Origin of the sequence: Segetibacter aerophilus, from assembly GCF_007991655.1 — a bacterium.
GTDB lineage: Bacteria > Bacteroidota > Bacteroidia > Chitinophagales > Chitinophagaceae > Segetibacter > Segetibacter aerophilus.
The window spans coordinates 1-20,699 of record NZ_BJYT01000007.1 but is presented as its reverse complement, the minus strand read 5'-3'; the positions used below and the strand labels follow the sequence as shown (position 1 = coordinate 20,699).

Annotated in this window: 22 protein-coding genes; 12 read left to right on the top strand and 10 right to left on the bottom strand. The window is 39.5% G+C overall.

Features of this window, described 5'->3' with window-relative positions; translation table 11 throughout:
* Nucleotide 1 precedes the first annotated feature (1 nt).
* A complete protein-coding gene (gene chrA / locus SAE01_RS10320) occupies nucleotides 2-1,165 on the top strand; it encodes a chromate efflux transporter (protein WP_147203684.1) in 1,164 nt (387 codons plus the stop codon).
* A gap of 1 nt (nucleotide 1,166) precedes the next feature.
* Here chrA and nadD read toward each other — a convergent pair whose 3' ends face one another.
* Both nadD and SAE01_RS10310 read right to left on the bottom strand, forming a co-directional pair.
* Nucleotides 1,167-1,736: a nicotinate (nicotinamide) nucleotide adenylyltransferase gene (gene nadD, locus SAE01_RS10315; RefSeq protein ID WP_147203683.1), complete on the bottom strand. Its 570-nt coding sequence runs from the start codon at nucleotides 1,734-1,736 to the stop codon at nucleotides 1,167-1,169.
* A 17-nt stretch (nucleotides 1,737-1,753) separates the two neighbouring features.
* Nucleotides 1,754-1,978, bottom strand: a complete 225-nt coding sequence (locus tag SAE01_RS10310) for a FeoA family protein (RefSeq protein ID WP_147203682.1) — start codon at nucleotides 1,976-1,978, stop codon at nucleotides 1,754-1,756.
* A gap of 75 nt (nucleotides 1,979-2,053) precedes the next feature.
* Here SAE01_RS10310 and ybeY point away from each other — a divergent pair, with 75 nt between their 5' ends.
* The 3 genes from ybeY to mnmG all read left to right on the top strand — a co-directional run bounded on the left by ybeY (nucleotide 2,054) and on the right by mnmG (nucleotide 5,111).
* Nucleotides 2,054-2,482 carry an rRNA maturation RNase YbeY gene (gene ybeY / locus SAE01_RS10305; RefSeq protein ID WP_147203681.1) on the top strand — a complete coding sequence of 143 codons (429 nt, stop codon included), beginning with the start codon at nucleotides 2,054-2,056 and terminating at the stop codon, nucleotides 2,480-2,482.
* A 51-nt stretch (nucleotides 2,483-2,533) separates the two neighbouring features.
* Entirely contained in the window at nucleotides 2,534-3,166 is a 633-nt protein-coding gene (locus tag SAE01_RS10300; protein WP_170234131.1) for a CAP domain-containing protein, read from the top strand.
* A gap of 76 nt (nucleotides 3,167-3,242) precedes the next feature.
* Nucleotides 3,243-5,111, top strand: a complete 1,869-nt coding sequence (gene mnmG, locus SAE01_RS10295) for a tRNA uridine-5-carboxymethylaminomethyl(34) synthesis enzyme MnmG (protein WP_147203679.1) — start codon at nucleotides 3,243-3,245, stop codon at nucleotides 5,109-5,111.
* A gap of 75 nt (nucleotides 5,112-5,186) precedes the next feature.
* Here the strand turns inward: mnmG and SAE01_RS10290 are convergent, their stop codons facing one another.
* Entirely contained in the window at nucleotides 5,187-6,392 is a 1,206-nt protein-coding gene (locus SAE01_RS10290; RefSeq protein ID WP_147203678.1) for a DEAD/DEAH box helicase, read from the bottom strand.
* A 264-nt stretch (nucleotides 6,393-6,656) separates the two neighbouring features.
* Here SAE01_RS10290 and SAE01_RS10285 point away from each other — a divergent pair, with 264 nt between their 5' ends.
* Both SAE01_RS10285 and SAE01_RS10280 read left to right on the top strand, forming a co-directional pair.
* Nucleotides 6,657-6,881 carry a hypothetical protein gene (locus SAE01_RS10285; RefSeq protein WP_147203677.1) on the top strand — a complete coding sequence of 75 codons (225 nt, stop codon included), beginning with the start codon at nucleotides 6,657-6,659 and terminating at the stop codon, nucleotides 6,879-6,881.
* A gap of 38 nt (nucleotides 6,882-6,919) precedes the next feature.
* On the top strand, nucleotides 6,920-7,192 hold the full coding sequence (locus SAE01_RS10280; RefSeq protein WP_147203676.1) for a hypothetical protein: 273 nt from the start codon (nucleotides 6,920-6,922) through the stop codon (nucleotides 7,190-7,192).
* Between the two features lie 41 nt (nucleotides 7,193-7,233).
* Here the strand turns inward: SAE01_RS10280 and SAE01_RS10275 are convergent, their stop codons facing one another.
* The 3 genes from SAE01_RS10275 to SAE01_RS10265 all read right to left on the bottom strand — a co-directional run bounded on the left by SAE01_RS10275 (nucleotide 7,234) and on the right by SAE01_RS10265 (nucleotide 10,804).
* Complete coding sequence (locus tag SAE01_RS10275) at nucleotides 7,234-8,724, bottom strand: S41 family peptidase (protein ID WP_147203675.1); 1,491 nt, start codon at nucleotides 8,722-8,724, stop codon at nucleotides 7,234-7,236.
* Between the two features lie 232 nt (nucleotides 8,725-8,956).
* Complete coding sequence (thiL, locus tag SAE01_RS10270) at nucleotides 8,957-9,988, bottom strand: thiamine-phosphate kinase (RefSeq protein ID WP_147203674.1); 1,032 nt, start codon at nucleotides 9,986-9,988, stop codon at nucleotides 8,957-8,959.
* A gap of 36 nt (nucleotides 9,989-10,024) precedes the next feature.
* Nucleotides 10,025-10,804 carry an inositol monophosphatase family protein gene (locus SAE01_RS10265; protein ID WP_147203673.1) on the bottom strand — a complete coding sequence of 260 codons (780 nt, stop codon included), beginning with the start codon at nucleotides 10,802-10,804 and terminating at the stop codon, nucleotides 10,025-10,027.
* Between the two features lie 112 nt (nucleotides 10,805-10,916).
* Here SAE01_RS10265 and SAE01_RS10260 point away from each other — a divergent pair, with 112 nt between their 5' ends.
* The 3 genes from SAE01_RS10260 (at nucleotide 10,917) to mtgA (ending at nucleotide 14,679) form a co-directional block, all read left to right on the top strand.
* Complete coding sequence (locus SAE01_RS10260; protein ID WP_170234130.1) at nucleotides 10,917-12,860, top strand: glycosyltransferase family 2 protein; 1,944 nt, start codon at nucleotides 10,917-10,919, stop codon at nucleotides 12,858-12,860.
* Between the two features lie 166 nt (nucleotides 12,861-13,026).
* Nucleotides 13,027-13,674 carry a LysE family translocator gene (locus SAE01_RS10255; RefSeq protein ID WP_147203671.1) on the top strand — a complete coding sequence of 216 codons (648 nt, stop codon included), beginning with the start codon at nucleotides 13,027-13,029 and terminating at the stop codon, nucleotides 13,672-13,674.
* A 279-nt stretch (nucleotides 13,675-13,953) separates the two neighbouring features.
* Nucleotides 13,954-14,679, top strand: coding sequence for a monofunctional biosynthetic peptidoglycan transglycosylase (mtgA, locus tag SAE01_RS10250; protein WP_147203670.1), 726 nt, complete (start codon nucleotides 13,954-13,956; stop codon nucleotides 14,677-14,679).
* Here the strand turns inward: mtgA and SAE01_RS10245 are convergent.
* From SAE01_RS10245 to SAE01_RS10230, 4 genes are all read right to left on the bottom strand, one after another.
* On the bottom strand, nucleotides 14,672-15,235 hold the full coding sequence (locus SAE01_RS10245) for an AAA family ATPase (RefSeq protein WP_147203669.1): 564 nt from the start codon (nucleotides 15,233-15,235) through the stop codon (nucleotides 14,672-14,674). The two genes, mtgA and SAE01_RS10245, sit on opposite strands and share 8 nt — an antisense overlap.
* Complete coding sequence (pnuC, locus tag SAE01_RS10240; RefSeq protein WP_170234129.1) at nucleotides 15,222-15,851, bottom strand: nicotinamide riboside transporter PnuC; 630 nt, start codon at nucleotides 15,849-15,851, stop codon at nucleotides 15,222-15,224. The genes SAE01_RS10245 and pnuC overlap by 14 nt, the downstream gene beginning before the upstream one ends.
* Nucleotides 15,852-15,913: 62 nt before the next feature.
* Entirely contained in the window at nucleotides 15,914-16,171 is a 258-nt protein-coding gene (locus SAE01_RS10235; protein ID WP_147203667.1) for an HPF/RaiA family ribosome-associated protein, read from the bottom strand.
* A gap of 204 nt (nucleotides 16,172-16,375) precedes the next feature.
* A complete protein-coding gene (locus SAE01_RS10230) occupies nucleotides 16,376-16,888 on the bottom strand; it encodes a hypothetical protein (protein ID WP_147203666.1) in 513 nt (170 codons plus the stop codon).
* Between the two features lie 225 nt (nucleotides 16,889-17,113).
* Here SAE01_RS10230 and SAE01_RS10225 point away from each other — a divergent pair, with 225 nt between their 5' ends.
* The 3 genes from SAE01_RS10225 to SAE01_RS10215 all read left to right on the top strand — a co-directional run bounded on the left by SAE01_RS10225 (nucleotide 17,114) and on the right by SAE01_RS10215 (nucleotide 20,599).
* Nucleotides 17,114-17,545: a hypothetical protein gene (locus tag SAE01_RS10225; protein WP_147203665.1), complete on the top strand. Its 432-nt coding sequence runs from the start codon at nucleotides 17,114-17,116 to the stop codon at nucleotides 17,543-17,545.
* Nucleotides 17,546-17,652: 107 nt separating this feature from the next.
* Nucleotides 17,653-18,279, top strand: a complete 627-nt coding sequence (locus tag SAE01_RS10220) for a hypothetical protein (protein ID WP_147203664.1) — start codon at nucleotides 17,653-17,655, stop codon at nucleotides 18,277-18,279.
* Nucleotides 18,280-18,436: 157 nt separating this feature from the next.
* On the top strand, nucleotides 18,437-20,599 hold the full coding sequence (locus SAE01_RS10215; RefSeq protein ID WP_147203663.1) for an outer membrane protein assembly factor BamB family protein: 2,163 nt from the start codon (nucleotides 18,437-18,439) through the stop codon (nucleotides 20,597-20,599).
* Nucleotides 20,600-20,699 lie beyond the last annotated feature (100 nt).

The window sequence follows — 20,699 nt, the reverse complement described above, 5'->3', positions numbered from 1 at the left end:
TGTGTTTCATCATAGTATAACTGCTTTTGGTGGTCCGCAAATGCATTTTGTAAGAATGCATAAGTTATTTGTACAAAAGCAGAGATATATTTCTGAACAGGAATTATTAGAGATAAATGCTTTTGTTCAGTTGCTTCCAGGTGCTAGCAGTACACAATTACTTACACTTATTGGCTATAAGAGAGGCGGAGTAATTTTAGCAATCCTTACGCTTTTGCTGTGGATTTTGCCAGCGTGTGTCCTGATGGGTCTTTTTAGTTTTCTTGTATTATATCTCGATAAAGTAAACGTCTCATACGTCTTTAGATTTGTTCAGCCAATGGCAGTTGGATTTTTGGCGTTTTCTGCTTTTAAGACTTTTAAAATTTCAATTAAACATCCTGCGACTTTTTTTATAATGCTAGGAGCAACCCTTATTACCTATTTCATACAGTCTCCCTGGGTGTTTCCTTCTTTGATAATTGCAGGAAGTATAGTTAGCAATTTTAGCGATAAGAGAATTCCTGACTTTAAAGAAAAAAGTAAACCGGTTAATTGGAATAATTTTTCTCTTTTTGCCGTCATCTTCATAATAGCGGGATTGTTAAGTGAGTATGCACGTTATCACAATATTCCTTTGAGAAAGCCCATAAGTTTATTTGAAAATTTTTACAGATTTGGAAGTATTGTATTTGGAGGAGGAAGCGTATTAATCACAATGATGTTTGAACAATATGTTATTCGCGCGAAAACTCCTTATATGGGTTCCTCAGATTTCTTAACGGGTGCAGGTATGGTACAGGCTTTTCCCGGACCGATATTTTCGATCGCATCTTTTGTTGGGGGAATGGTTTTAAAAGATATGGGACCTCAATTTCAAATTCTTGGATGCGTAATAGGATCAATTGGTATTTTTCTACCAAGTCTATTGCTTGTTCTTTTCTTTTATCCAATTTGGAATAATTTAAAAAAGCACGTAATTGTCTTTAGAGCTATGGAGGGAATAAACGCTGTAGTCGTAGGTATTATGATCGCGGCAACAATTCTTCTATTTATGTCTATTCCAACTCGTTTTGAATGGATGAACATGGTGGCAGTTGTTGTTACGTTTTTATTGCTCCAATTAACTCGTATCCCTTCCCCGATTATTGTAGTAGGGTTTTTAATAATGGGCTGGCTTCTATAGTTTACAACCGGTAGTAATTGCTTCTTTCAATTTCTTCCTGAACAGCTTCGGGCACCAAATATCTGATTGATTTTCCCTCTCTTATTGATTCTCTAATTAGCGTTGATGAAATTTCCAATTGTGGAGCTTTTAAAACGTTTACCCTTTCCGGTGCTGCTGTAATCTCAAATCCCGGTCGGAGGTAAACGTGAAAAAAGAACCTTTTTTTCAAAATCTCATAATTCTTCCACTTCTGCAAATTTTGATAACTATCCGATCCCATAATTACCACAAACTCATTCTCTGGATACTTTTCTGTTAGGTAAGTAAGGGTATCGATTGTATAAGAAGGACGCGGAAGTTTAAATTCTATGTTTGAAGCTTTTAATTGCTCATCACTTTCAATTGCCAGCTGCACCAGGTGTAGCCTATGGTACTCATTAAGAAGGGTAGAGCTTTTCTTTAAAGGGTTATGAGGAGAAACTACAAACCAAACCTGGTCAACGTCTGTGTTGTTGGCGACAAAGCTGCCAATTATTAGGTGGCCTATGTGGATGGGATTAAACGATCCGAAGTAGAGGCCTATTTTCATATGTGCAACTCTTAACGTTATATTTCTTCTACTAAAATCTTTTCTGCCTCATTAATCCTGAGACTTAAGTTGTAACCCGAAACAGATATTGATATCGGATCCCCCAACGGAGCTATTTGTTCCACCTTTACCTTTTCTCCTGGAATACACCCCATCTCCATTAACTTAATAAAGATTTCATCTTTTTCAAAAGAGTGTATCACTACAGTTTTTCCAATCTTAATCTCTGACAATCTCTTCATAATGTAGGGTCTCTAACAAATGTAAAGTCTAAGGTTGGGTTTTAGTTACGATTTTTGGAATGTAAATCACAACGAATGCCTTTAGTTAGTTTTAATTATGCTGATGTTTCACAGTTGTCGTTGAAAGGAAGGAAGGAAATCAAGCAATTTGTCGTGGAGATCTTTCGGCTTGAAGGTAAGGCGTTGGAACATGTTAACTATGTCTTCTGTTCTGACGAGTATCTTCTCGATATAAACAGGTCTTTTTTGAATCACGACTATTACACTGACATAATCACTTTCGATTTATCTGAGGGTCATAAGACAATTGGAGAGATTTACATTAGTGTTGACAGAGTTAAGGAAAACGCAGCGTCGAATCTGGAGGTATACTCAAGAGAAATGGTACGGGTTATCTTTCACGGAGCGCTTCATCTTATTGGATACAAGGATAAAAGGAAAAGTGAAATAACAATTATGAGGGAGAAAGAGGATTACTATTTGCGTTTATTTGAGGAGAAATAATTTCTACTTTTTCTTATGTTCCACGTGAAACCCCTTTTTTTCTTGTTTTTAATGCTTCCCCTTTTTTCAATTTCGCAGCATTTAGGAACAACCACACTTGAAGTAAAAGATCTTCCCACTTTGCCTCGGCAGGACATTGTAGTTGAAACGTTCTTAAAGCCTTACTCCAATTCTCTAAATCCAGTAGAAAAAGAATGGTTCTATTGGACAAATTATAGCAGAAGTAATCCTAAGCGATTTTGGGATAGCGTTGTAGCACCTATCCTTGCAGTTTATCCTGGTTTCAGAAACTCCTATACAAATAGTTTAAGGAACGATCTTTATAAATCTCCAGGTCTACCTTTTGTGAAACCTAGTTCTACTTTGACAAAATCTGCTCAAGGTTTAGCAACTGGTCTTGCTTTAAAAAAGGCACCTCCATCTCACACTGCTCCTTCGGGTGCCACTTTTGAAGACAGAATGAAGGCAATTAGCATCAAGAAGTGTGCAGGAGAGAATATAAGCTTTGGTCCACCTAATCCTGTTTTAATGCTTGTTCTTCTTTTTATTGATGAGGGTGTTCCTGATCTTGGACACAGAAAAACCCTGCTAAGTTCAAACTTTGTTGAAATGGGTATTGGGGTTAGTTCTTACCCTGAAAATAAGTTTATGGTGGTACAAGACTTTGCCTGCAGCCAGGAATAGCTTGTTTCACGTGGAACAGAAGAAGTAGGGTTGTTGGGGATACAAGAAGTTATCTTTACAAGGTTAAATTCTAAAGATGTTTGATAAATACGATGTAATAGTAGTGGGTGCGGGGCACGCTGGATGCGAGGCTGCTGCTGCTGCTGCTAATCTTGGTAGCAAGGTTCTGCTGGTCACTATGAACATGCAAACTATTGCCCAAATGAGCTGTAATCCAGCGATGGGTGGTATTGCTAAAGGGCAAATTGTTAGAGAAATAGACGCATTAGGGGGATATAGTGGTATAGTAACTGATGAAAGCCTTATCCAATTTAGAATGCTGAATAGGAGTAAGGGCCCGGCCATGTGGAGCCCTCGGGCCCAAAGCGACAGGATGCTTTTTCATTTAAAGTGGCGGGAGATGTTAGAGAACACTCCTAATGTTGATTTCTTTCAGGACAATGTGGTCTCTATTAAAATAGAAAATGGAAGGGCATGCGGAGTTAAGACTGGACTCGGCCACGAAATACTAGCCAAATCAGTAGTAGTCACAAGTGGAACTTTTTTGAATGGGGTAATCCATATTGGTGAAAAAAGATTTGGGGGGGGTAGGATGGCAGAAAAAGCTTCCGTAGGGATAACAGAGCAGCTAGTGGAGCTAGGTTTTGAAAGCGATAGACTGAAAACGGGAACACCACCAAGAGTAGATGGAAGAAGTTTGGACTACAGTAAGATGGAGGAGCAGAAGGGTGATGATGAGATTGTAGGTTTTTCGTATTTGGATACGAAGAAAATACATTCCAGGGAACAAAGGAGTTGTTACATAACCTATACAAATCAGGAAGTGCATGATATGCTGAAAACTGGATTTGATCGTAGTCCAATGTATGCGGGCAGGATAGAAGGAGTTGGACCTAGATATTGTCCGAGTATAGAGGATAAGATTAACCGTTTTGCTGATCGCGATAGGCACCAGTTGTTCGTTGAACCAGAAGGATTTAATACAGTGGAGATATATGTCAACGGTTTTTCGACATCGCTACCCGAGCAAGTACAATTTGATGCACTAAGAATGGTTCCTGGGTTTGAGAAAGTTAAAATGTTCAGACCAGGTTATGCGATAGAGTACGACTTTTTTCCTCCAACTCAGCTTACATATTCATTGGAGACAAAGCGAATCCAGAATTTATTTTTTGCAGGGCAGATTAATGGCACGACCGGATATGAAGAGGCCGCTTGCCAGGGATTAATGGCAGGAATAAATGCCCATCAAAAAGCTTTTAACCTTGATCCATTCATATTGAAAAGAAGTGAAGCTTATATTGGTGTTTTAATAGATGATTTAATAAGTAAGGGAACAGAGGAACCTTATCGAATGTTTACTAGCCGCGCGGAGTATCGCACGCTGTTGAGACAAGACAATGCGGACCTACGACTTACCGAATTGAGTTTCAGGCTTGGGCTAGCTTCACAAGAGAGAATGGAAAGGGTAAGGACTAAGCAAAAAGGAGTTGAAACACTGAAATCCATTATGAAGGAGTATGCGGTTGAGCCAGAGGAAATAAACTCCTACCTGGAGCAAAAAAATTCAGCGCCTTTACTTCAAAAGCAAAGGCTGTCGCAACTATTACTTCGTCCCAATGTAGACCTAAAGGATATGATTAGCGCATCTTCACGTTTGTCGTCACTTGTTTCCGATTTTCGGGAGGATACAGTGGAGCAGGCGGAGATACAAGTGAAGTACGATACCTATATAAACAAAGAAAAGGAGCTGGTTGAAAGAATGAGCCAGTTGGAAGAACTTGTAATACCGGACAGCTTTAATTATGAGAAAATTATTTCGCTCTCCAATGAAGCAAGACAAAAATTTAATAAAATACGACCTCGAACGTTAGGGCAGGCGAGCAGAATAAGTGGAGTTAACCCTAGCGATGTTCAAATACTAATGGTCTATATGGGGAGATAAAAATTTTTATGTTAGGAGAGCGTCTTAATTAAACGGATCAACATAAAAAAAGGCTATAAGACAAAAAGAGCTTTTCTAAGCTCTTTTGTTTTTTCCTACAAATTTCCTTTTATGTTTTGGCCGACTGAAGCCGGGATTGTACTCCGGTGTGTCTCCAAAGTGTTCCGGAACAATTGCTTTAGTAATTGTTTTTCCGATTAGAGCCTCAATAGTAGAAAACTTTTTCTGTTCTTTTTCATTGATAAGAGTAAAGGCAGTACCATTTGTTTCAGCCCGTGCGGTGCGTCCAATCCGGTGTACATAATCCTCACCATCATTAGGAACATCATAATTAATAACCAGGTCAATATTATCAATATGAATTCCGCGGGATAGAATGTCTGTCGCAACAAGAATTCGCAGTCTTTTGTTAATAAAGGAAGCAAGCACTTGCTCGCGCATTCCCTGTTCAAGATCAGAATGAATTTCGTCAGCAGAAAAGCCTGCTCTTTTTAACTGGTGGGTTAAATCTTTTACAGTGTGTTTTTTAGAACAGAAAATAAGAACAGTATTGTATTCTGCAAGCTTTAGAAGGTGCTTTATCAGAGCCGGTTTTTGCGTGTCATACACAACAAACGCTTCCTGCTTTATTCTCTCTGGCGGTTTTGAGAGTGAGATTGTTATTTCTTCCGGGTTTTTTAAAATCTTTTTTGCCAATTCTCTTATTTTTCCCGGCATTGTAGCCGAGAATAATAATGTTTGACGATTGGTAGGAAGAAACGATATGATTTTCATGATGTCGTCATTAAAACCCATGTCTAGCATTCGGTCAGCTTCGTCTAAAATCAAATATTGGAGATGTTTAAGCTTTACATATCCCATATTTAAGTGACCAATTAATCTACCGGGAGTGCAAATAACGATTTCTGCACCTCGAGAAAGAGCTTGTCTTTCCTGAACAAAAGAAGCGCCATCGCCACCACCATAAACAGCCAGGGAACTAATAGAAGTAAAATAAGATAAGCCCTCCAAATTTTGAGCAATTTGAACAGCCAGCTCCCGGGTAGGAACGATGATTAAAGCATTAATATGCTCGCTCTCGGCTGAATTCATAATTTTTTGAATCAAGGGCAAAAGAAAAGCAGCAGTTTTACCTGTTCCTGTCTGAGCAGAAGCAATTAAATCTTTTCCCTGTAAAATTAGCGGAATTACCTTTTCTTGTACCGGAGTGGCCGTTTCATATCCTGTTGCCTCTATTCCTTCAAGCAACCTCTCGTCAAAACCAAAATCTTTAAAAGTCAAAATAGAACTTAATAATTGAATGATAGATGTGGTCGTACTATGTCTACGATTATCTCAAAGATAATTTAAAATGACAGCAATGGATTAATGATTAACAATACCTGGTGAGCACGCACTTTTTTAAATACAAAGAGCGAGACCAAAATAAAAAAAGTAAGTTCTTGTTTAACCAATTGAAACGTAAAAACTTATGCCGATAATTTTAGGATTGAGGCAAGGCTGTGGTCTGATTATTTTATAGATGTTTTTCCTAAAAGGATAAAAATGAAACCAGTAATAATTAAATTAAATCTTGCCGGAACCACGGTTCACGTTAACGCTAGTCACATCTTATATTATTATGCAAAACATAATGATAAAGGACAGATAGTAACAGAGTTATTTTTTACTGAAAAATTTGGACTAGAAGTTACTGAGACGCCAGCTGAGATAGATGATTTGATTAATGGTGAAGGAAAAGTAGTAGAACTGCTTAACGTTGGAGATTAACATAACATATTTAGTTAATTTGTTTTAAATGTATAGTTATGGCTGATAAAATTGGAGGAGTAGATCCTAACCTAACCAACCCAAATAATCCTGGTCGAGACCAGGCCCCTGTCGATCCCAGCAATACAAGTAGTGTAGGTCAGAAAGTAGAACAAGGGGTTGTTGATCCGAAGGCAGGAATTAGCGAGCAGAGCAGCAAGTGGGAAGACACCCAGGAAAGAAGTATTCCTGAAAATTCTAATGCAGGCAGATCTGAAAATTATATTAAAGATCCCTCGCCTGAAGAGAATAATATCGAGAGCGATCAGTAAGAAAACGTTTTAGTCAATTGGAAAACCTTCTTCAAAAAGGTTTAAAGGCTGGAACTTTGATTAATCAAAGCTTTTACTTTCTCAACTTTTGCGTCTACACCAAGTTTTATTGACGTGGATGATGGCTTTACTTCAACATCCGGAAAGACTCCCCGGCCATTTTTAGGTAAGTTAGCGTTTAACACCATCCTGTATAGCGGTAATGTTATTCTGACTCCGGTATTAGGTAATACTATTGTTGTTAGGAACATTGCCGAGTTTCCGTACGCCCCGCCACCGGTTTCTTCGCCAACGATCGTTACATTTTCCTGCCCTTTTAATTTGGACGTTACTAAGGTGGCAGCAGAAAATGTGTAGCCACCAGCTAGCAGGTAAATGTTACCGTCGAAATGATTCTTTTTCTTTGGCTTAAACGAATGGTTTTCAAAATACCTGAAGTGTATTCTGTCGTCCGAATATTTCTTTCCCGAAAAGTGCATGCTCAACCAGTAGATAAACCAAGGTTTAATATTCTTTTTATACGGAAATTGCCTTGTAAAAGCTGCAACTGTGTCGGCAACATGAAAAGGATTTTGAACTAAATATTGGGCAAACCTCGTGCATGCCAGCACACTTCCGCCAGAATTTAGCCTTAAATCAATTACGAGGTTCTTTACATTTTGCTCTTTAATTGTTTTAAAGCTCCGTCTAAAAAAACGTGTCAACTTCCCTTCGCTAAAAGTATTAACCGATAAGAAAGCAGTATTAAGCGCAGAGTCAATTTGCATATTTCGATTGTTTAACAGTTTTAGTTTTCGAAACTGTTTTCTTTCAAATTCACGAGGGGGGGAGCCTTGTTGTTTAGCAGTAGAGTCAGGCTTAGCTTCGAAGCTTTTGAGGGCCTTTTCTTGCTTTTGGCCTAAACTGTCTAGGTAAGCAACTGTGTAGATACTATCACTACCAAAAGCGTTGCGGTAATAAGCGGGAAAATTGAAACTGATTAATTGGTATTTGAAGTTATCAGAGTAGCCATCCGTCCCGATAAGCTGACAGAGACTGTCTAGAATTTGCTTTGTGCTGTAACCGTTTATTCCTGTAACAATAGTTCCCCGTTTAAGATCTTTATCGGCTTCTGCACCAACACGAGAGAGATTAGCAACTACAACTGCACTATCCTCCCACACTTTCAACGATAGAGGAAATTGCGGCAAACGCTTTTTACTGTAGTAAGCTGAGTACTTTTTCGATGACCTGACGGTTGTATGCCCACAACGGATTTTACTAATTGCCCAGGAAATCTTGTTTCTAAATTGTTGTTCGGTTAGAGAGTCTTTTAAAGAAGCTTGTGTTGAGAAAAAGTAACCGTTAACAGAATCTGGAGTGGAGTACCAGTATAAGCTTGGATGATTGGTTTTTAGTATTTGCTGAAGAAGTGAAAAGTCTTGTTGGAGCTGTTGAGCACTATATTTTCGAGTAGGATTGAAGGAGTTTTTTTTCGAAACGCTACACGAGACGCAAACAAATACCAATGCCAGAAACAGGATGCTTTTCATTTTCACATATGCAATATACTACCTGTAATTTTCAATCTTTTTGATGAAATGGTAAAACTTACCCTTGCTTAACTTTTAAAATTAGAAAAATAAGGCCGAAGTTTTTTTACTAGTACAAAGGTGTGACACAACAATGTCGCCATTGTTTCGGCTGTCGGCTACAAAAAGAAAATAAGTTTAGTAAAGTAAAGTCGGCAGTCTAGAGAGATGCAAAGAATTAAAAACAATTTAGCTATTGCTTAAAAGCATTCCATCCTTGCGCAGTAAGGTGATGCGTGCTTCCGCCTTTTGTTATTATATGAACACCTTCTTCAATGTCAGTTATGTAACCAATTACACTGATTTGCTCGTTCAAAACCAATTTATCATAATCGCTTTGTGGCACAGTAAAGACAAGTTCATAATCTTCGCCACCGCTTAATGCACAGGCAGTAGGGTCGAGCTCAAGTTTGTAAGCATACTGCTTCGCCTGGTCATTCACCGGGATTTTGTCCTCGTACACTACACAACCAACATTGCTTTGCTTACAGATATGTAACGTCTCGCTACTAAGTCCATCACTTACATCCATCATACTAGTAGGTAGAATGTTAGACTGCTCAAAAAATTCGATGATATCCTTTCTTGCTTCCGGCTTCAGTAACCGGCCAACGATATACTGTTCATTTTCGAGGTCGGGCTGTATCTCCGGATGTTCGAGGTAAATCTTCTTTTCTCGTTCCAGCAGTGTTAAGCCGAGGAAGGCACTACCAAGATCGCCGCTTACACAAAGCAAGTCGCCTTTTTTTGCACCACTTCTTTTTACAACTTTGTCAGCAGTTATTTCACCTAAGGCAGTAATACTAATAATAAACCCTTTTTGAGAAGTAGACGTATCGCCGCCAATAAGATCTACACCGTACTTTTCGCAGGCAGCGAAAACTCCTTCGTAAAAGTCATCAAGCGCTTCAACGCTGAGTCGGTTACTAAAAGCGATATTTAAGGTGATGTGTGTAGGAGTGGCGTTCATCGCATAAATGTCACTCAGGTTTACAACAACACTTTTATAACCTAAATGCTTAAGCGGCGAATACATCAGGTCAAAATGTATTCCTTCGATCAACATGTCGGAAGAAATAACGGTTTGCTTACCAAAGTGATCGATTACTGCACCATCATCTCCTATGCTCAAGATTGTCGATGCGTTTTGGATCTCAAAATTCTTTGTCAGGTGCTCTATCAAACCAAATTCTCCAAGGGATGCTATTTCTGTTCTGTTATTCATAAAAAGGTATCGAAATAAACAATAGGATTGGTCGGTTTAAGGGTTCCAGTTACCATTGATTGCTAGGAGCAGATCGTCATGTATTTTTCCGTTCGTGGCCAATATATTGGGCTGGTACGGAGAATAATAGTTGCCACCGAAATCGGTTACTTTACCACCTGCTTCTTCCAGTATCAGAAAGCCTGCTGCACTGTCCCACGCATTCAAGTTATGCTCGTAAAAGCCGTCGAACCTGCCGGAAGCTACCCAGCAGATATCTATTGCAGCACTGCCCAAACGCCTCACAGGAATATTGTTACGGATCAATTTTTCAAACACTTGTAAGGGACCATTTGGAGTGTCAAGGTATGAATAGGGAAATCCGGTTACCAAACAGCTTCGCAACAGGTCGGATTTATCGCTGACCTTTATTTTTTGGTCGTTGAGTGTTGCACCATAGCCTCTTTCAGAAAAGAAAAATTCGTTAATAAAAGGATTGTACACAGCCCCTAAAATCATTTTTCCATCTTGCTCCACTCCAATGCTGACACAACAAATAGGGATCCCATTGGCAAAGTTTACCGTACCATCAATGGGGTCAATGATCCATTTTGTATTGCTATCCATTTTCAAATCACCTGCCTCTTCGCTTAAGAGATAATGGTCTGGAAACTCTTCGCGGATAACTTTAAAAATGGCCTCTTCAGACTCTTTGTCCGCCTGGGTAACAAGGTCGTTAATATTCGATTTACTACTTACTGTAAAACTTCCATTGAAGTAATGCTGTAGAACTTTTGAACCTGCAAGGGTTGCTTTGATAAGTGTTTGCTTAAGCATTTGCAAATATACTGTCAAGTCATTAAAGGGAATTCTAAGAGCGAAACATTTAGATTTTTGTTGGATTGTATAAAAGGTCGTAATTCGTTGTTCTATAAAAAAACAGCCCTTTTTGCAGTTATCGGTTATTATAGTCAATTACAATGTCAAGTACTTTCTCGAGCAGTGTTTAAGCTCATTGTTCACAGCACTAGAAAACATTGACGCAGAAGTATGGGTTATAGACAATGCATCAACGGATGGGGGTGTTGAATATCTGCGGAGTAGATATCCTAAAGCACAATTTGTCTCTAATGCAGAAAATGTGGGTTTTGCGAAGGCTAATAACCAGGTTCTAAATGAATGCCAAGGCAAGTTTATTTTGTTCTTAAATCCTGATACCATTTTGCCCGAAGATTGCCTGACGAAATGCATCGGGTTTATGAAAGGTGATGCATCAGTAGGTGGATTAGGAATTAGAATGATTGATGGCAGTGGCGACTTTTTACCCGAAAGCAAACGGTCTTTTCCCACACCTTTGACAGCATTTTATAAACTTGCCGGACTAAGTAGTTTGTTTCCTGAATCCAGAATTTTTTCCCGTTATTCTCTTGCATACCTCAACCAGCACCAGAACCACGAAGTTGATGTACTAGCGGGCGCATTCTTACTTAGCCGAAAAGAAATCTTACTACAGTTAAAAGGTTTTGATGAAGCTTTTTTCATGTATGGAGAAGACATTGATCTGAGTTATCGCATACAAAAGTTGGGTTACAAAAACTACTATTTCAGTGAAAGCACCATTATTCATTTTAAAGGGGAAAGCACCAGAAAGGGAAGCTTAAATTATGTAAAGATGTTTTACATGGCGATGAGCATTTTTGTAAAAAAACATTACCAGGGAACTGCCGCCAATGTTTTTGCATCTTTTATACATGTTGCGATATGGTTAAGGGCAACAATTTCAGCCATAGTAAGATTTGTTTTAAAAATCGGCATGCCGCTTCTCGATGCTGTTATCATTTATGCCTCTTTTACCATTGTCAATTATTGCTGGGTAACATATGTTCGGCAAGGACAACCTTTTGTGCGACAACTGGTAGACATTTCACTTCCCGGCTTTACGCTTGTTTTTTTGGCTGCCGCAGCGCTTGCCGGCATTTATGATAATAGATACAGGCCTTCAAAAGCTGTCTATGCTGCTTTTGTTGCTGTTGTAGTTAATCTTGCTGTTTACTCTTTGTTACCTGAAAAATATCGCTTCTCTCGTGGTGTTATTTTGGTTGGTGGTCTAACCGCATTGATACTAATTACTTTTACACGTTGGGTTTTAATTAAGACAAGATTTGTAGAAGATGATTTCGAAGCAAACCAATCTCTGCAAACAATAATAGTTGGAAGCAGTGAAGAATATGATCGCTTAAAAAGTCTATTTGCACATGCGGGGTTGGAGGAGCGAGTTATAGGCAGGGTGGCAGTAGGTGAAGAAAAAGTTGATGCCATAGGAACACTGGACGAGCTTGAAATACTAATAAAAAATAGCCAGGTAAAAGAGGTGATATTTTGCCAGGGGTACCTTTCATTTAAGACGATCATTTCTTTGGTTCAGCAAATACCACATACTGTTTCAGTTCGCTTTTATTCAGTCAAAACCGAGAGTATTGTCGGAAGTGATTCTAAAAATACGTTGGGGGAGATCATCTCCGCTCACCCTAGCTTTTCAATTACCGAGGGCTATCAGAGAAGGATGAGGCGAATAATCGATGTATTTGTTGCAGTTCTGCTAGTAATTACTTTTCCTGTTCAATTTATAGTTTCCAGGATTGATTGGGTGAGACGGGCTGTAGACGTTTTACTTGTAAAAAAAACCTGGGTAAGCTATGTACATCACAACGATCATACTCTCCCCACCTTGCCACCCGGTGTTCTATCTGTTACCGGTAACCCTATATCTGCAGCGGCCCCTTTAACAGAAGAGGCTATCTCTAAACTGGACTATTTGTATGCAAAGAACTACGACTGGAAGCAAGATCTTAGGATCATTATAAAAGGTTACAAAAGATTTAAGACAGTCTAAAACGGTAGAAGGATTATCACATTTGAAGAAGTAATCGCACTTCATTTTAATGTAGTTTCGTTTTTTATTTCCAGTCCAACATTCATGTTAATAAGACGAATTTTATAGAATGTAAGGTTAGGTGAATTAACAGAAGATGTAATTTTTAGTAAACGAAATTGCCCCAATGATATCGGCTCTATTAAAAGGATTGGCTTTAGGATTAATGCTTAGTATTTCAGTAGGCCCAGTTATTTTTTCAATCATCAAACAAAGCCTAAATCACGGTCATAAAGGTGGACTTGCTTTTATTGCCGGTGTGTCTGCAAGTGATATAACAATCGTTGTAATTAGCAACCTGTTTACAACAATGTTTGACAACCTTATAGAGTACAAAGTTCCGATTGGAGTGGGCGGAAGTGCTTTGTTAATTGCTCTAGGTGTTTACATCACCTTTTTCAAAAAAATAAAAGTAAACGCGGCGGGTTTGCAGGTTATTGAAATGGAAACGCATCACTACGTAAAAATATTCTTATCAGGATATTTTATGAACCTGCTTAACCCAAGTGTAATCGGGTTCTGGCTTTTAACTTCTACTTCTTTGTTGGTGCAAACGCAGAACTACCGGCTGGTAGTATATATCACCTGCCTGGTTATTGTAGCAGGATTTGATTTTCTAAAAGTTATGCTTGCAGGCAAGATCCGAAACAAACTCACACCTCATAATATCCACATCATTAACCGTGTAAGCGGAATGATCTTAATTGGCTTTGGGCTTGCCTTAGTTTGGGGGATATTGGCGCTTGGAGATAGGCTAAGTAATATGAGCTTTTGAAGATCAAGTAACTGTTGCAAAAAAAGAAATGCGTTAGCGCTGGCAGTTGAACAAAGAGATGCTGATGAACGGAATGCGTCGCAACAATGCTTAATACCTGTCCCGCAGTTTGAACAAAAACGAACTCTTTTTATTAAAAGAGGAATAGTGATATAGCATGTGGGAAAATATTGCCGATCCGCCTTTTCAGTAATTGCTTGTGGGGAAAAAAGATAAAATTCCTGTCGCGAGGGTTGAGCCCAGTAAAGGTTAGCACCTTATCTTGCCACATATTTTTCCATGACAGTTAAAGACCTTTTTAGCCGGTTATTTCGTAAAATCCTTAAGTGGTTTCTTTGGGCTTTTCTTTGGTCAAATGTCTATTTGGTTGTATGTAAATGGATGTGGCCCCCCGTGACACTAACACAACTGGGAAGTCTTTTTAGCGGGCATGGATTGAAGCGCGATTATATTAGTGATGAAGAAATTTCTCCCTACGCAAAACTTGCAGTGATGGCAAGCGAAGATCAGTTGTTTCCTGACCATGGCGGGTTTGATTGGAAATCGATTGAAAAGAGCCTGCAAAACAAACCCGGAAAAAGAAAAAAGGTTGCCGGCGCCGGAGCAAGTACTATAAGTCAGCAGGTTGCTAAGAATGTTTTTTTATGGCAGGGGAGCGGTATTATGCGTTATGTGAGAAAACTGCCTGAAATCTATTATACTAAGATGATAGAGTGGGTTTGGGGGAAACAAAGAATACTCGAAGTATACCTGAACATAGCAGAAATGGGAGATGGTATTTTTGGCATCGAAGCAGCATCGGGAGCGTATTTCGGAAAGGCTGCTATAAAACTGAATCGACCGGAAGCTTCAATGATTATTGCCTGCCTGCCAAGCCCCAAAAGATATACGGTGAAACCAATGAGCCGTTGGGTAGCATGGAAGTATCCAAGAGTTTTGCAGCAAATGAGAAATATTGAGGATGACCCTGATGTAAGGAGTCTTGTTTATACTGCTGCTAAATGATCATCGTCTGTACAGACGCCATTGCAGTTTGAAATCGTTCTTCATAACCTCCTTTTACATCTACCCATGTTACAGATTGATTAATGAGAATGTCTTTATAAATATTGTATAGCTCTTCTCTCGATTGTAGGTCGGGATATTCTCGTAGTTCATCTCTTACCCAGGGTAAATCGGTATTGCAAAGCAGGTAAAGATCACAAGAGCTTTCAACAATTCTTTCTAAGATGAATTGATGGCACTTGCCGAAGACGTACTCGCACCAAACCTTCATCACATACATATCCGTGTCAACGAAGAGCAATGGTTTTAGAGTTTTCTTTCCGTTTGCCTCCCACAGTGCAATGGCCTTAGATGCATATTCTTTTTCCAATGCAAGCTGTCCTTTGGCAATGGTTAGCAAATCTTCAAAAATGTAATTCGTACCATGAGCAAGTAAATATTCCCGGGCGTATTCGGGACACCAGGCGGCATTAAAGTGGCTTGCAAGCGATTTGCATAAAGTGCTTTTGCCGGTACTTTCCGGGCCTATGGCTACCACCTTACTAACCTCTTGCATAGATTGCTTTTTTACGCCAAGACACCAGGCCGACAAACGCCATCACCAATAGCACCAAAAATTGAAAGCTGGTGAAGACATAGCCTTTTACAAAGTACAAGGGGATAGAAGCCGTATTTGTTATTATCCACCAATACCAGCTTTCTACTTTTTTCCTCGCCATTAATAACATCCCGGTATATGCGGTAGCTGAGGCGAATGCATCTGCAGCAGGAATGGCTTCAGGCGCAAACCCTTTCTTTAGATAAGAAAGAGCCGCAAATATGGCAAGATATAGACTTCCAAAAAAGAGCAGGTGCAGCGTCCACTCTTTAGCCGTGCTATATCTTATTGTCAAAACAGTTTTATTTGTTTCGTCTTTTTTCAGCCAAAGAATCCAACCATAAATACTCATGATTGTATAAAAAATATTCACGCTTGCTTCACCAAGAAGATGGCCCTTAAGACTAATGTAGATGTAGATGACAGTATTAATGATGCCGGTAGGATAAACCCAAATGTTTGCTTTCTGAGAAAAATACACGCTAACGATACCACAGATAACGGCAATAAATTCTATTGCGCCTGTTTGTTGTATACCGGTAATAAATCGCGTGTAGATTTCAGGAAAACTCAAACTACTTTTTTGTAAGATTTTGAAAACTTGTTTGGAAATAACCAGCAAGCGGTACTAAAGATTTAACCGTATACCTGTTGTAAAATCTTCTGACCTTCTTTTTGATGTTTTATTCTTTCTTCTATTTTATTCAAAGCTTTCCTAAATGCGATGAACAGATCTTCTTTTTCCTCCTGCTCATATGGAAGCCTGGAGATAACAATTAACACCAGGCTTTCAAAAAATTTTCTTCCGCCGGGCTTTTTAAAAAAGACTTCAATCAGGCTGGTATCACCTTTCGAAATACTATCTATAATCTGTTCCAGTTTTTCAGTGTCCATAACATTGCAAAGGTCTGGTTGGATTAAGCAAAGAAAGTGTTAGTATTCGAAAGAATTGCTTTTGCAGATAAAACTTGTTATGAAGGTTTACGCGTTTTTTCGGGAGAAAACGTATTTATACAAAAACTCCTTAGCCTTTTCTAAAGCTTAAGGAGTATGATTGACATTGGTCTTTTGGACTAGTCCAGGAATCAACAAATAAAATTAAAAATTGAAACCAAGGCGCAGTCCTACATTTTCAAGTGTTCCGCCTTTTTTCGAGAAGCCAGTATACTTTAGAGTAGCATCAATGTTTGGAGACAACTTTAAACCAACCCCTGGTGAATAAGCGAAACTTGTTCCCATACCTGATTTAGTTCCAAAAGCAGCTCCTAGCTGTGCATGAAAAAATGCAGCAGGAGTGAAGTAATATTTCACACCACCGAGAAGTGGAACGAACCCAACACTTCCACTACCATAACTTGATTTAACAGGCCAATGCGAATAGCCGGCGCTTACTGTTATTCCAAGGTCTGTGTCTGGCATTGTTTCGTATTGAAGATTACCACCGAGAACAACAGAATAAGGTTTTCCATTATCTCCTAAGGGCAAACCTGCTTCTACACCCACACCAAAATGCGACTTACTTGATAAAGCAGTCCGGCTTCTGCTCTCTCGTTGGGCATTGCTTACATAAACTACTGATGACAACAAGAAAAATAAGAATACTTTTTTCATTTCTATAGATTTTGAAGTGCTCTTTGCAAATTTGAAACCAAAAGAAAAACAGCTTCAAATTATTAGTCAGGTACTTGGTTTAATTGCGATACGAGAAACATAACGATCATAAGCATGCTTACATAAGGTTCTCTTTCCTCTAAAACGCTTAACAACCAAGTTGTTAATAATAGGATGCATTATAAACATGGCGGGGTAATTGCCATTAGATCGAAAATTATAGCCATGAAAAACAGTAATTTAAAAAGATGGATTTCCGCTTGTCTTATATTAAGCAGCGTGTTAGTAACAATCGACGGTAACAGCCAGGATAGGAAGCTGCCTGACGGATCTATTATCTATAGCGACGGTACAAGGAGACTTCCCAACGGCACTATCATCTACAAAGGAGGAGATAACCAAAATAAGGAATATCCGAATACTGGTAGTGTAATTACTTTGCCTGATGGTTCTGTAATATATCCAGATGGATCTCGGAAAAATTCAAACGAAGAAAAAAGGAATCATCGTACCAATAAAGGTCGAAATAATGGAATCGGCTTACCTCCCGGCCAGGCCAAAAAGGTATATGGTGGTAGTGCAAAAGACTATGCACCGGGCCAACAAAAAAAATCAAAGGGTAACGGCCACGGAAAAGGAAAAGGCCATAAAGACTAGACGCACATTCTATAAAATATTTTTAACAGCCGCCTCTTTTAGGGGCGGCTGTTGTGTACAGTAGTTTTTAAATATTTTTATGAAAAGCAAGCTTTAAAAATCTTTCTATGCACAATGCATTTCTTAGATGTTTTTTATTGATACCTATGATGGCCACGTTTAGCAATCGGCCTTTAAGCGAAAAGAGATCTACCGCTTTTAACCGGGGTATTTATCAGCAAACATCCAAGGCAATACAGGACAAAAAGAATGCTTTTGGAATTTCTATCAATCTGTATCGTCTTGCCAAAGCAGAAAAATTAGAAGACATAAAAGATCTGGAAGGTCAGCTTGCAAAAACTGCAGATACAAAGGTTAATCTGTACAAGATAACAGGCGACATCGCCATGATATTTCTAAATACAACTGACCCATTTTCTAATCCTACAACGATTCCTTACAAAATGTTGTATGGTAAGCGGGCGAAAAAAAGTGTAAGTGTCGGAGATGTGGGTGGGTTTCTTGCAACCACTGAAATACCAGAGATAACGCAATGGATAAAGAAAAATAAAATTGAAACTTTTGAAGGATTCTCAAAAGTGTATGATAATCTTTCAAAGGAGGTTAAAAAAGAACTGGAAGAAATGGGGACTGAAGACAAGGCGGACTTATTTACCGGATACGTCAGACCAATGGTTGTTCTATATTTTACTGCGCTTGAAAACAATAATTCAGTAGTCTTTATTGGACAGTAAGGCTGGCTACTCTTAACTTCTTCCTATAAAAGTTGGCTGATTAAAGCGTCAATTACGTAGAATACTTGTCTAGGGGTTTGAACATTTCAAGCATGCATTTGGTGGTAGCATAAAGATTAATCCTTTATATTTATTTGCTGTTTCTAAACTGCCATACATGAATAAATTGCTTGCATCTTCTGTTATACTTTTCTCAATAGTCCTCGTTTCATTGAGTTTTAATAAAAAGGAAACTGCCTCAGATGGTGACTGGCCCGAATACCTGGGCGGACCCGATCGTAATCACTATTCCAATCTTAACCAGATAAAAGCCTCGAACGTAAATCAGCTGAAAGTAGCGTGGGAATACCATACCCTTGACTCTGGTCAGATACAATGTAATCCTATCATTGTAAATGGAGTTTTGTATGGGATGACTCCATCCACTTCACCTTTTGCAATAGATGCAGCAACCGGCCAGGAAAAATGGCGCAAGGCGAAATCGCCGGATGACAGGCTGAGCTCAAGTCGCGGATTGGTATATTGGCAGAGTGGCAATGACAAACGCATTTTATATACAAAAGGGCCTTGGCTTTATGCACTAAATGTAGAGACGGGAGAGCCCATTCTTTCTTTTGGCGACAGTGGACGTGCCAGTCTTAAAGCAGGTTTAGGAGCGACTGCAAAAGACAAGATGGTTATTTCAAACACACCGGGAACAGTGTATCAAGACTTTATCATTATGCCGTTAAGGGTCTCAGAAGGAACCGATGCACCGCTTGGACATATCCAGGCATTCAATATAAGAACGGGTAAGCTAGCCTGGGTGTTTCATACTATACCATTACCGGGTGAATATGGTTACGAGACATGGCCAAAAGATGTTTATAAGAATACGAAAGTGGGTGCGGCAAACAATTGGTCCGGTATGTCGGTGGATCGCAACCGTGGTATTCTTTTCGTTCCTACCGGATCTGCTGCATTTGATTTTTATGGCGGTGATCGAAAAGGAACTAACCTTTTTGCAAACTGCCTGCTTGCCCTTGATGCAAAGACAGGAAAGCGTATCTGGCACTACCAGCTAGTCCATCACGATATTCTTGACCGTGATCCACCGGCGCCGCCTAACCTTGTTACCATAACCCGTAACGGGAAAAAAATAGATGCTGTTGCACAGGTAACAAAGCAAGGCAACGTATTTGTTTTTGACAGGGTCACCGGGGTGCCAATATATCCAATTGAAGAAAGGCCTGTTCCAGCTTCTGATGTACCTGATGAAAAAGCATGGGCAACACAACCCTTCCCCACTAAGCCTGCTCCTTATGCAAGGCAAACCCTTACAGAAGCAGACATCAATCCTTATTCAGAAAGCCATGATTCTTTAGTTACACTTTTCCGCAAGAGTCGATACGAGGGACCATTTACTCCACTCAGTAAAAGAGGATCGATTATTTTTCCCGGACTCGATGGTGGAGCAGAATGGGGTGGCACTGCTGCCGACCCTGATGGAATTCTTTATTTAAACAGTAACGAGATGGCCTGGCTAATTGCTGTTGGTGAGACAGCTTCAGAAGCGCAGTTGGCTGGAATGTCGTCGGGTAATCGTTTATACACAACCAACTGTATTTCCTGCCATGGATCAGAGCGGAAAGGAAATCCGGCTAGCGGATACCCCTCGCTAATAGGTATCGGCAGCAAGCGTTCAAGGGATTATATTAACAACATGATTACGCATGGAAAGGGTATGATGCCTGGCTTTCCTAAACTTGACGCAAAACAAAAACAAGCGCTTGTCGGATTTTTGTTAGGTGAAGAAAGAGCTGAAATAGGTTTAGCAAAAATGCAGGGACCAGTTAAAAAAGGGACTAAATCGAAAACAGCAGCAAAAGGCAATGTTGCCAAAGCGGCCCCTTCATATTCTTACAGGATTTCCGGATACAGCAAATTCTTAGATAGAAATGGTTTGCCGGCAGTGAGCCCACCATGGGGAACATTGAACGCGATTGATTTAAATACAGGAGAGTATGTATGGAAAATACCTTACGGAGAATATCCTGAACTGACAGCGAAAGGCATTCCGCAAACAGGATCAGAAAGCTATGGCGGACCAATCGTGACTGCAAGCGGACTTCTCTTTATTGCCGGAACAAAGGACAAAAAATTCAGGGTTTACGATAAAAAGAACGGGAAGCTACTTTGGGAAACGACACTTCCTGCAGCCGCATTTGCAACGCCAAGCACCTATGAGGTGAATGGAAAACAATATGTAGTAATTGCCTGCGGCGGAACTAAACTCGGAGCACAGGCAGGGGACAGCTATGTTGCATTTGCATTGCCTTAAAGTTGATTTATTATAAAGAAGAATTGTTTGATAACAATGTTCGCTGCTTAATTTTCATTTGCCTTTGCAAACACTTATGCGACTTGAATGACAGCTATTG

Excerpts from the sequence above, each read along its gene's own strand:
- nadD (WP_147203683.1), bottom strand. The coding sequence starts at position 1,736 with ATGAAAATAGGCCTCTACTTCGGATCGTTTAATCCCATCCACATAGGC.
- SAE01_RS10310 (WP_147203682.1), bottom strand. The coding sequence starts at position 1,978 with ATGAAGAGATTGTCAGAGATTAAGATTGGAAAAACTGTAGTGATACAC.
- ybeY (WP_147203681.1), top strand. The coding sequence starts at position 2,054 with ATGCCTTTAGTTAGTTTTAATTATGCTGATGTTTCACAGTTGTCGTTG.
- SAE01_RS10300 (WP_170234131.1), top strand. The coding sequence starts at position 2,534 with ATGCTTCCCCTTTTTTCAATTTCGCAGCATTTAGGAACAACCACACTT.
- mnmG (WP_147203679.1), top strand. The coding sequence starts at position 3,243 with ATGTTTGATAAATACGATGTAATAGTAGTGGGTGCGGGGCACGCTGGA.
- SAE01_RS10285 (WP_147203677.1), top strand. The coding sequence starts at position 6,657 with ATGAAACCAGTAATAATTAAATTAAATCTTGCCGGAACCACGGTTCAC.
- SAE01_RS10280 (WP_147203676.1), top strand. The coding sequence starts at position 6,920 with ATGGCTGATAAAATTGGAGGAGTAGATCCTAACCTAACCAACCCAAAT.
- SAE01_RS10275 (WP_147203675.1), bottom strand. The coding sequence starts at position 8,724 with ATGAAAAGCATCCTGTTTCTGGCATTGGTATTTGTTTGCGTCTCGTGT.
- thiL (WP_147203674.1), bottom strand. The coding sequence starts at position 9,988 with ATGAATAACAGAACAGAAATAGCATCCCTTGGAGAATTTGGTTTGATA.
- SAE01_RS10265 (WP_147203673.1), bottom strand. The coding sequence starts at position 10,804 with ATGCTTAAGCAAACACTTATCAAAGCAACCCTTGCAGGTTCAAAAGTT.
- SAE01_RS10255 (WP_147203671.1), top strand. The coding sequence starts at position 13,027 with ATGATATCGGCTCTATTAAAAGGATTGGCTTTAGGATTAATGCTTAGT.
- mtgA (WP_147203670.1), top strand. The coding sequence starts at position 13,954 with ATGACAGTTAAAGACCTTTTTAGCCGGTTATTTCGTAAAATCCTTAAG.
- SAE01_RS10245 (WP_147203669.1), bottom strand. The coding sequence starts at position 15,235 with ATGCAAGAGGTTAGTAAGGTGGTAGCCATAGGCCCGGAAAGTACCGGC.
- SAE01_RS10235 (WP_147203667.1), bottom strand. The coding sequence starts at position 16,171 with ATGGACACTGAAAAACTGGAACAGATTATAGATAGTATTTCGAAAGGT.
- SAE01_RS10230 (WP_147203666.1), bottom strand. The coding sequence starts at position 16,888 with ATGAAAAAAGTATTCTTATTTTTCTTGTTGTCATCAGTAGTTTATGTA.
- SAE01_RS10225 (WP_147203665.1), top strand. The coding sequence starts at position 17,114 with ATGAAAAACAGTAATTTAAAAAGATGGATTTCCGCTTGTCTTATATTA.
- SAE01_RS10220 (WP_147203664.1), top strand. The coding sequence starts at position 17,653 with ATGCACAATGCATTTCTTAGATGTTTTTTATTGATACCTATGATGGCC.
- SAE01_RS10215 (WP_147203663.1), top strand. The coding sequence starts at position 18,437 with ATGAATAAATTGCTTGCATCTTCTGTTATACTTTTCTCAATAGTCCTC.